The 2171-nt window shown below is 70.6% G+C and carries 3 protein-coding genes and 1 pseudogene; 1 reads left to right on the forward strand and 3 read right to left on the reverse strand.

The window, feature by feature from the left end:
* Positions 1–163: 163 nt before the first annotated feature.
* Positions 164–685, forward strand: a complete 522-nt coding sequence (locus VB737_RS06600) for a DUF1269 domain-containing protein (protein ID WP_500312141.1) — start codon at positions 164–166, stop codon at positions 683–685.
* Here VB737_RS06600 and VB737_RS06605 read toward each other — a convergent pair.
* The 3 genes and pseudogenes from VB737_RS06605 to VB737_RS06615 form a co-directional block, all read right to left on the reverse strand.
* Complete coding sequence (locus tag VB737_RS06605) at positions 606–1124, reverse strand: hypothetical protein (protein ID WP_500312142.1); 519 nt, start codon at positions 1122–1124, stop codon at positions 606–608. The two genes, VB737_RS06600 and VB737_RS06605, sit on opposite strands and share 80 nt — an antisense overlap.
* Before the next feature lie 77 nt (positions 1125–1201).
* Positions 1202–1813 carry a chorismate lyase gene (locus tag VB737_RS06610; RefSeq protein WP_500312143.1) on the reverse strand — a complete coding sequence of 204 codons (612 nt, stop codon included), beginning with the start codon at positions 1811–1813 and terminating at the stop codon, positions 1202–1204.
* A gap of 18 nt (positions 1814–1831) precedes the next feature.
* Positions 1832–2171 (reverse strand): annotated as a pseudogene (locus VB737_RS06615) (DUF4079 domain-containing protein); the annotation flags it as partial.

Here is a 2171-nt window from a genome sequence, read left to right on the forward strand (position 1 = left end):
AGGTGGTCACCGGCGGCGATTACGTGCCGGAGCCGGCCGTCACGCCCCCGGCCTCCGGCCGGCCGCTGCCCCGCTCCAGCCGACGCCGTGGCTGAACCGGGGACACCTCCTTTTCGGCGGGAAGTGGGTTAGGACTGGCGTTGTACTCGAAAGGACGTCGGCCATGAGCAGCCTGGTGGTGGTTGGATTTCCGTCCGTGGCGGAGGCCGACGAGGTGCGTCGCCAGTTGGTGGAGATCCAGAAGGAGGAACTGATCGCCCTCGAGGACGCGGTGGTCGTCGAGGCCGAACCCGACGGCAAGGTGCGCCTGCACCAGTCGCTCAATCTCACCAAGGCCGGTGCCCTCGGCGGTGGCTTCTGGGGCACCCTCGTTGGCCTGCTGTTCCTCAATCCCCTGCTCGGGGCCGCCGTTGGTGCCGGCCTGGGGGCCGCTTCAGGTTCCCTGTCGGATCTGGGCATCAACGACAACTTCATGCGGGAGGTGGGCCAGACCCTTCCCCCCGGCAGTGCGGCCCTCTGCCTGCTGCTGCGTGATGCCACCCCCGACCGGCTGATCGAGCGGCTGCGGGTTCATGCGCCCCACGCCAAGCTGCTGCGCACCAACCTCAGCCATACCGACGAGGACCGGCTGCGTCAGATGCTCGAGCAGGCGAGCAAGCAGGCCCAGGCCCTGCGGCTGTCCTGAGCTTCGGGTTGACCCGGAAGCTGCAGCCCCGCTGGCGCAGTTCCCTGTTCACCGGCTTCACCAGGTCGCGGGGGACGTCCACGGCCATCTCCTCGGCCGAGATGCTGATCGAGGGGGAGCCGTTCTGCAGGGCGCTGAGCAGATCGGCCCACAGGCTCACCATCGTGCGCTGGGCCTGGGGCACCAGCCCCAGTCGCTCGAGATGGGGGGCACAGCCCTGGTGCAGCCAGAGGCTGGAGTGGTGATGGCCCGGCTGGGGACGCATGGCCAGGCCGGCGGTCAGGGCTTCGGCGGTGGGTTCGCCGCTGCTGCGGCGCAGCCCGGAGGCCACCAGCAGTTTTCCAGTGTGGACGGCGGAGACGCCGTAGCGGCGGCCCAGTTCGGTGAGGGTGAGCCAGTCCCCTCCCGGCGGGGTCTGGGCGCTGTGGCGGTTGGCCATGGGGCGGATTCAAGTATCCGAATCCTGGCCAGCGACGTTCGAGCGTCAATTCGTCAACAGCAAACCGCCACACGGTGTTACCGAATTGATGAGTCTTTACGAACAGTTCCGCTTTGGGCCGGCCCCAGCCAGCGCTCCAGCGCCGGGGAGAACACCTCCCGGATCACGGTGAGCGCCCGTCCGTGGCGAAAGAAGCGGTAATGCCGGCTCCAGAAGGGTCCCGCGTGGCCGAAGCGCTCCTGGAGCCAGGGTTCCTGCACCTGGCCCAGGCCATCCACCTCGCGGTACAGCTCCGCCCGGCCCGCCGAGAGGCTGCGCCAGATCGGCAGCCGGCGATCCTGCAGATGGGCCTCCGCCTCGGCCTGGTTCCACCAGCTCTCGGCCCAGCCCAGGGTCTGGGGCCCGCAGGTGAGCCACACCTGGCGCCGCAGCAGCGGCTCGGCCAGCTGGGCCACCTCCGCCGGCGCGCCGGCGGAGACACCCGCTTCGGAAGCCATGGCGATCAGCTCCACCTCCACCGGATGGCCGGTGAGCAGCTGCAGATGGCGTGTCGGGCTGCCGTCCCCGAGCAGCAGCAGCGTCCAGGGGCCGCTGAGCTCACCACCGGCCGGAGGCTGCGGGCGCTCGGCGGCACTCGCCTGCCACAGGCACGCAGGGGACGGCAGCAGGCCGCCGGTGGGTTGGTTCATGGCGGGCCGGGGAGCAGGTCAGTAGCCGTTGCTGATCGAGATGCGCCGCACCTCGCCGCCCCGTTCGATCATGGCGGTGTCGCCGTCGGCGGAGCGAAGGCGCCAGCCGCTGGATCCGATCGCCTCGCCGACGCTGACGCTGGTGGAGCTGCCCCCCATCTGGAAGATCGCCGATGCGGGACGACCTACCGAGCCCACCACCCCCACCAGCCCCCCGCCCGCCGAAAGCGCCTGGCCCAGGTCGGCGTGGTCGCGGCCGGTGGTGGGCGGCAGCTTGGCCTTCTCCACCCGGCGCTGCCGGGCCTGGACCCCGAGCCGCACCACCATGCCGATCAGGGGATAGATCAGCACCACCGCC

It is taken from the genome of Synechococcus sp. BA-120 BA3, assembly GCF_034931285.1.
Taxonomy (GTDB): domain Bacteria; phylum Cyanobacteriota; class Cyanobacteriia; order PCC-6307; family Cyanobiaceae; genus Cyanobium.